This is a genomic window from Pseudomonas sp. 10S5, assembly GCF_035019745.1.
In the GTDB taxonomy this organism is placed as follows: domain Bacteria; phylum Pseudomonadota; class Gammaproteobacteria; order Pseudomonadales; family Pseudomonadaceae; genus Aquipseudomonas.
The window spans coordinates 346,509-353,523 of sequence record NZ_JASJVL010000002.1 but is presented as its reverse complement, the minus strand read 5'-3'; the positions used below and the strand labels follow the sequence as shown (position 1 = coordinate 353,523).

General features: G+C 52.5%; 7 protein-coding genes and 1 pseudogene. 5 read left to right on the top strand and 3 right to left on the bottom strand.

Features of this window, described 5'->3' with window-relative positions; translation table 11 throughout:
* Positions 1-190 (top strand): annotated as a pseudogene (locus tag QN378_RS03115) (hypothetical protein); the annotation flags it as partial.
* A 124-nt stretch (positions 191-314) separates the two neighbouring features.
* On the opposite strand, the gene QN378_RS03110 reads toward QN378_RS03115, so the two are convergent.
* Positions 315-1,661: an aspartate aminotransferase family protein gene (locus QN378_RS03110; protein WP_322206680.1), complete on the bottom strand. Its 1,347-nt coding sequence runs from the start codon at positions 1,659-1,661 to the stop codon at positions 315-317.
* 124 nt (positions 1,662-1,785) lie between these two features.
* Here QN378_RS03110 and QN378_RS03105 point away from each other — a divergent pair, with 124 nt between their 5' ends.
* From QN378_RS03105 to QN378_RS03090, 4 genes are all read left to right on the top strand, one after another.
* The gene (locus QN378_RS03105) at positions 1,786-2,706 is read left to right on the top strand and encodes a LysR family transcriptional regulator (protein ID WP_322206679.1); all 921 of its coding nucleotides are present in this window, start codon (positions 1,786-1,788) and stop codon (positions 2,704-2,706) included.
* Positions 2,707-2,717: 11 nt separating this feature from the next.
* The gene (locus QN378_RS03100; protein WP_407074094.1) at positions 2,718-2,984 is read left to right on the top strand and encodes a hypothetical protein; all 267 of its coding nucleotides are present in this window, start codon (positions 2,718-2,720) and stop codon (positions 2,982-2,984) included.
* 85 nt (positions 2,985-3,069) lie between these two features.
* Positions 3,070-3,735: a TetR/AcrR family transcriptional regulator gene (locus QN378_RS03095; RefSeq protein WP_322206678.1), complete on the top strand. Its 666-nt coding sequence runs from the start codon at positions 3,070-3,072 to the stop codon at positions 3,733-3,735.
* Positions 3,736-3,786: 51 nt separating this feature from the next.
* A complete protein-coding gene (locus QN378_RS03090; protein ID WP_322206677.1) occupies positions 3,787-4,377 on the top strand; it encodes a YigZ family protein in 591 nt (196 codons plus the stop codon).
* A 691-nt stretch (positions 4,378-5,068) separates the two neighbouring features.
* Here the strand turns inward: QN378_RS03090 and QN378_RS03085 are convergent.
* Together QN378_RS03085 and QN378_RS03080 are read right to left on the bottom strand one after the other, a co-directional pair.
* Positions 5,069-5,470: a DUF3757 domain-containing protein gene (locus tag QN378_RS03085; protein WP_322206676.1), complete on the bottom strand. Its 402-nt coding sequence runs from the start codon at positions 5,468-5,470 to the stop codon at positions 5,069-5,071.
* 441 nt (positions 5,471-5,911) lie between these two features.
* Positions 5,912-7,000, bottom strand: coding sequence for a calcium:proton antiporter (locus tag QN378_RS03080; RefSeq protein ID WP_322206675.1), 1,089 nt, complete (start codon positions 6,998-7,000; stop codon positions 5,912-5,914).
* Positions 7,001-7,015: the final 15 nt, after the last annotated feature.

Here is a 7,015-nt window from a genome sequence, read left to right as displayed (position 1 = left end):
CTTCGATCAACTTCGCGTCTCTCGTCAGCGGGAGGCGAATTCTACAGCGTTTCAACTCGCTGTCAACTGCCTATTCTTACCGCTGCCGATCACCGCGACCGAAGCTTCTTCCTCGCTAACAAAACTGGTTAACTCATTGATTGCCAAGGAGTTTTCGTTTCATCTGCTGCGGAAGAGGGGCGAATTATAGGCCCAGGAAAAGTTACGTCAATAGCTAATTTCAACTATCTGTCACATTGCTAGATTACATCGATATAAAAGGGGCGGGCCTCTCGGCTCACCCCCTCTTTCAAGCGGCCCTTCTATATAGAAGATCAGTCGATCTGGTTCAGCACCTCGCCCACCGCATCGAACAACCGATCCAGGTCCTCTGGCTTGCTATTAAAGGTAGGCCCAAACTGCAACGTGTCGCCGCCAAAGCGTACATAGAAGCCAGCCTTCCAGAGTTTTATCCCTGCTTCATATGGACGCACAATTGCATCGCCATCACGCGGGGCGATTTGGATCGCACCGGCCATGCCGTAGTTGCGGATGTCCACGACGTTTTTCGTACCCTTAATGCCGTGCAGCGCCTTTTCAAAATGCGGTGCAACTTCGGCGACCTGTTGAACCAGATTCTCCCGATGCAGCAACTCCAGCGAAGCCAGGCCAGCAGCGCACGCAACCGGGTGCGCGGAGTAGGTATAGCCGTGTGGAAATTCGACCGCGTATTCCGGTGTCGGCTGATTCATGAAGGTTTGATAGATCTCGGTGCTTGCGACAACCGCCCCCATGGGAATCGCGCCATTAGTGATTTGCTTAGCAATACACATAAGGTCCGGCGTTACGCCAAAGCTGTCCGCACCGAACATTGAGCCAGTACGGCCAAACCCGGTGATGACTTCATCGAAGATCAGCAAGATGTTGTGCTGATCGCAAATCTCCCGAAGACGTTTCAGATAGCCTTGTGGCGGCACCAACACACCGGCCGAACCGGCCATGGGCTCGACAATCACAGCGGCAATGTTGGACGCGTCGTGCAGCTCAATCAATTTGAGCATTTCATCCGCCAGTGCAATACCACCCAGCTCGGGCATACCCCGCGAAAAAGCGTTGCTGGCCAACAAGGTGTGGGGCAGATGATCGACATCCATGAGCTGGCCAAACATTTTGCGGTTGCCGTTGACGCCGCCCAGGCTAGTGCCCGCGATATTGACACCGTGATAACCGCGGGCCCGGCCGATCATCTTGGTTTTGGTGGCCTGCCCTTTCAACCTCCAATAAGCCCGCACCATCTTGACCGCCGTATCCGCACATTCGGAACCAGAGTTGGTATAGAAGACGTGGTTCAAATTACCTGGAGTTAGCTCAGTGATTTTCTCTGCCAACTGAAACGACAACGGGTGACCATGCTGGAACGCCGGCGAGTAATCGAGCGTCCCCAACTGGCGCGATACAGCCTCTTGAATCTCCTTGCGCGTATGCCCGGCACCACAAGTCCACAACCCAGACAATGAGTCGTAAATCTTGCGGCCTTGATCATCAGTCAGGTAACTGCCATGGGCTGCAACGATGAGCCGAGGGTCTCGCTGAAAACTACGGTTGGCGGTGTACGGCATCCAATGAGCGTCGAGCTTCAATTGGCTGGCCAACGATGTTTCAGCAGTTTCGGGAAGATTCATGGGTGCAACTACCTCGAGGGCGAAGGGGCAGCCGATTGAGCGGCGTTGTTGCAGCTACGTTGCCATGGGCATAAAGTTTGAAAAACCCAACTTTTAAGATCTTCAGTTAGCCGATGACTAAACTATGAGTACTCGTAGGCCCGATCCATTGGCCCAAGTCAGCGACTTCGACGTGCGCTTGCTGCGTATCTTCCGAAGCGTTGTCGAATGCGGCGGCTTCTCGGCCGCCGAAAGTGTGCTGGGTATTGGCCGCTCGGCGATCAGTCAGCAAATGAGCGACCTAGAGCAGCGCTTGGGATTACGCCTGTGCCAGCGGGGGCGGGCGGGGTTTTCTCTGACGGAAGAAGGCCGGGAAGTCTATCAATCAGCTCTGCAACTGTTGGGCGCACTGGAAAGTTTTCGCACTGAGGTCAACGGCCTGCACCTGCATTTACGCGGAGAACTGAACATTGGCTTGACTGACAACCTCGTCACCCTCCCCCATATGCGCATTACCCATGCACTGGCCCAATTGAAGGAGCGTGGGCCGGACGTACATATCAACATCCGAATGATCGCGCCCAACGAAGTTGAACAAGGCGTGCTTGATGGGCGTTTGCACTTGGGCGTCGTCCCTCAGGCCAGTGCTTTGTCCGGACTTGAATATCAACCGTTGTACAGCGAGCGGTCACTGCTCTATTGCGCGGTAGGTCATCCGCTCTTCTATATGGACGATGCGGCACTCACCGACGCCCGATTGGATGAGCAAGACGCCATCGCGCCGACCTTTCGATTGCCAGCCGACATTCAAGCGCATTACCAGGTGCTGAACTGCACCGCCAGCGCCTCTGATCGCGAGGGTATGGCCTTCCTGATTCTTACTGGACGCTACATTGGCTACTTACCGGATCACTACGCAAGCTTATGGGTGCAGCAAGGCCGACTCCGAGCCTTAAAATCTGGCACACGCTTCTATGACCTGACACTGGCCTCGGTCACCCGCAAAGGCCGGCGCCCTCATCTGGTGCTGGAAAGTTTTTTAAACAGTCTCGCCGCAACACGCTGATGCATGTCCTCATGAAGGCTTTGCAACAAGTCCTCGCCAGCTTCGTTGGGATTATTACCCCGCCGCTGATCATTGCCTCGGCACTGGGATTATGCATGGGTATCGCAGCGCAACCGACACTGCTAAGCCATCTGCCAAAAATAATTCAGACCTTGTTCGACTCTGCTATCACCAGCGGCGGCATTACCGCCATTGTGATGTGCATACTGTTGCCTGAACGTCATCTGCCGACTCAGGCGAACCATCCAGTACCGGAAGTCGATGCCTTGAAGCAATAAATTTGCACTCTAACCACTTGTCGGAACGTCGCGGGTGCGTTATCTGTTCACATGACGCAGCCCATACTCCGTTCGGAATCGCCCAATGACCTTTGAAGTCCCAGCGCACTGCGCTCACGCCGTCGCTAAACCTGCCAGCCGTATCCGTCAGAAAAACGAAGAGGCGATTATTAAAGCCGCTGAAGACGAGTTCGCACGTCACGGCTTCAAAGGCACCAGCATGAACACCATTGCGCAAAATGCGGGGTTGCCCAAAGCCAACCTGCACTACTACTTCACCAACAAACTCGGGCTGTATATTGCCGTATTGAGCAACATCCTTGAATTGTGGGACAGCACCTTTAACTCACTTAGCGGGGAAGACGATCCTGCCGAGGCCTTGACCCGCTACATTCGCGCGAAAATGGAGTTTTCTCGGCGGCAGCCACAAGCCTCGCGGATTTTTGCGATGGAAATCATCAGCGGCGGGGAGTGCTTGAACGAATACTTCAGCCAAGATTATCGCGCATGGTTCCAGAGTCGAGCCGCCGTGTTTCAGACCTGGATTGATGCAGGAAAAATGGACTCCATCGACCCCGTACATTTGATCTTTTTGCTGTGGGGAAGCACTCAGCATTATGCAGACTTCGCCACGCAAATTTGTCGCGTAACCGGTCGCACGCGCCTGACCAAGCAGGATATGGAAGACGCCGGCGACAACCTGATTCGGATCATTCTCAAAGGCTGCGGGCTTACGCCTTCAGCTGCCTGAGCACGCACGCTCTTAAGCGACGCTTTGTCTCGTCGATAGCTGGAATCTGTCATGCCTTTTACCCTAATCGGCGCTTGCGAATACCGGGAAGAAATTCGCAAAAGCCGCTTCATCACCTTGGCCGCGCCCATCACTAGCGCTGCAGACGCTCAAACTTATATTGAGCAACACAGCGATTTGAATGCCACTCACAATTGCTGGGCGTGGAAACTGGCCGATCAATACCGTAGCAGTGACGACGGTGAGCCCGGAGGCACTGCAGGTCGCCCGATCCTGGCCGCTATTGAAGCGCAAGATTTCGACCAGGTCGTTGTACTGGTGATTCGCTGGTACGGCGGAATTCAGTTAGGTACTGGTGGCTTGGCCAGGGCCTACGGCGGCGGTGCAAACAAATGCCTTCAACAGGCTGAACGCGTACCGCTCATTCATAGGGTGGGGCTGAGTTTTGATTGCAGTTTCAGCGAGCTTGCGATGGTTAAAGTACGCTTGGCTGAGTTAAATGGTCTGATGCTGAACGAAGCATTTACCGCCAATGGCGTGGAAATCACTCTCTCGCTTGGCCCTGAATACATTGAAACCCTTCAGCGTCAATTAGCGGATCTTAGTCGCGGGCGCATTGTTGTCCAGCGCGCAGAGGAGTGACATAGAGTTGCCCACATCTGTTGTGCACCCGGCTGTGGATAACCTGAGTACACCCGCTCGCACCCCCCGGTACGCATAGCTCTGCGCCAATTGATCACTTATTAACCAATTATCTAAGTAACAGGAAAAATCTTCTTAAAACAGTCTGTTAGCGCGACTTATGACAACACGATCCAATGCGGCGGGTGCTTATCCCCTCATTTCGAGCTTGCGCACAATTACTGTGGACCAATCTGTGGATAACCCGTGCAAGAGTGCCGAAAACACAGACCCTTCATGGTGTGCGCCTCGGTGTTCGATTTTTGCACAACTCGTACAAACGGCGAACAGCTTACCGTGCGCAACAAGCAGTAGGCTTGGCCACTAAGTTCGTAAACACACTGTGCATGCTAGCCCTACTGAACCGAGGCAAATGTCAGCCCAGCTGTGCCCTCGCCGTGCTCCATGGCAAGCGCGGCAAGCTTTGCCAACGTTAACGTGAAGGTGAGTAAGATCAACTCGGTGCCTTAGGCTTGATAGTGAACATCGTGCTGTGGAATTGGTAGTACTGTCGACACCAAACTGAATCTTTAAAAGTGGAACTTGCTTTCCATATGAATAATCATGAATTGTTTATCTAATGAAAAGCAAGATAGTTTTTGAAAAAACGATAAGTCATGGGTAGTTCAATGTGCTATCGACGAAATGGTACTTATTCGAAAGTACAAAGAGCCGGATTGGTTTCTTTACATTCTTTTTCTTTCCATGCAATACCCACAGGCTTCGCAGCTGCCTGGGTTTTAAGGGTCATTCTAACGGCTTCGTTCTTCTTACCTTCGTAGTCACATGCCACAAAGTCTCCACTACTACTTGTGCTACGGATCGCAGCCATTTTGAACGTAACGTTTTGCAGATCCGATTCATCAGCCATCGGGTTTTCACCCGTCCACTTCTGACCATTTGGGGCAGTAGCTGTATAAGTAAAACCCTGTCCCTCGGCAGTCTGTTTAATATCGCTGACCGCTGGACATGAGGTAGTAACCGCATGAGCGTTGCCCATCAACACCATCATAGTAATAACGCCTGCCGAAATTTTCTTGAAATCCATAGTCATGACTATTGCTCCTAGTTTAACAAGATACAATTTAGTCTCCGCTAACAGCAAAAATTACACTACGCTGAAAGCCATGACTGCACGCCATGTGATCTTAAGGCTAGCGTAAAATTCTGTATACGCAAGATTGAACCCCAGCCTACTTGATATCAAGTAAAGCACCTTCACCTTGTTCGTTAATAAGCGTTCTTAACATTCCGATTTCACAGATAATTTTTTGGGCTCTAACAAGGACCATGAATTGGCTAAGTAGGGACCACCCCCTACGATCAAAAATCGGAAAATCAGCTCGGGCAGCCCGCGGTCAACCCTGTTTTTTCACTGGCAAAGTTTCCAGCAAAGCCACCCAGCGACCGGGTCGAGACGCTGGGCAACATCTTATTAACTAAAAGGGTGAAACAAATCCCGGGTAGACCTCGACCGCGCTTTCAGCGAGGCGCCTTAAACCCCCAGCAGCGACAGCATGATGAAGGTCGCGAACAACACAAAATGGGTCATGCCTTCGATAGCATTGGTTTCGCCATCGTTCAGGTTGATTGCGCTCACCAGCAAGGTAATAAATACCATGACCGTTTGCACCGGCGTCATTGCCATCTGGAACGGCTGACCACTGTAAAGCGCCATCGCCTCCATGACCGGAACGGTCAGGATCACCGTCGACAACGACGCCCCCAATGCGATGTTGACCACTGATTGCATGCGGTTAGCCAAAGCTGCGCGCAGCGCGGTAAGTATCTCCGGCGCGGCGGAAATCGCTGCAACCAAAATGGCTGTCATCACGGGAGGTGCACCTGTCCCTTGGAGCCCCAGGTTGACCGTTTTCGACATCACTTCCGCCAGCGCGCCAATTACCACAACGCCGAAGACTAACGTGCCGACAGAGCGGGTCAAATTGATAATTGGTTCATCGTCGGCAGGTTGATTTTTACGCTTTTTCTGCGGATAGCTATAACTGAAAAAATAACTATGCGGCCCCACCTGCATGCGCAAAAACAACGCGTAGAGCACTACCATCGCACCAATGGTAAACCCCGAATAAACTTTCCAGTCTCCTGCGGGAATAAACTCAGGTACCACCATCGAAACGCCCATTGCAGTGAGAATCATCACGCTGTACGTGCGCGCTGAATCGTCGTTGTACGATTGCTCGCCATGCTTTAGGCCACCCATCAGTGCTGCCAGACCAAGAATGCCATTGATATCAAGCATCACCGCCGAATAAATGGTGTCGCGCACAAGCGTGGGCGAAGGCTCGTTGCTCATCATGATTGCCAAGATCACCACTTCGACCAATACCGCCGCTAACGTCAAAATCATCGTGCCGTAGGGATCACCCACCTTGTGGGCTAGTAGCTCCGCATGATGGGCCACACGCATAGAAGCGCAAACGATAGCGACGACCAACGCGATTGCACCCGCCAACGCAATGCCCTGGCCGTGACTCAGCAACCAATATTCGAAAGGGAACGCAACACATGCAGCAAAGACTGCCAGGAGCAGAAATTTTTCGTCTTTTAAATAGGTCGGCATTGGTGCCCTTGGCTT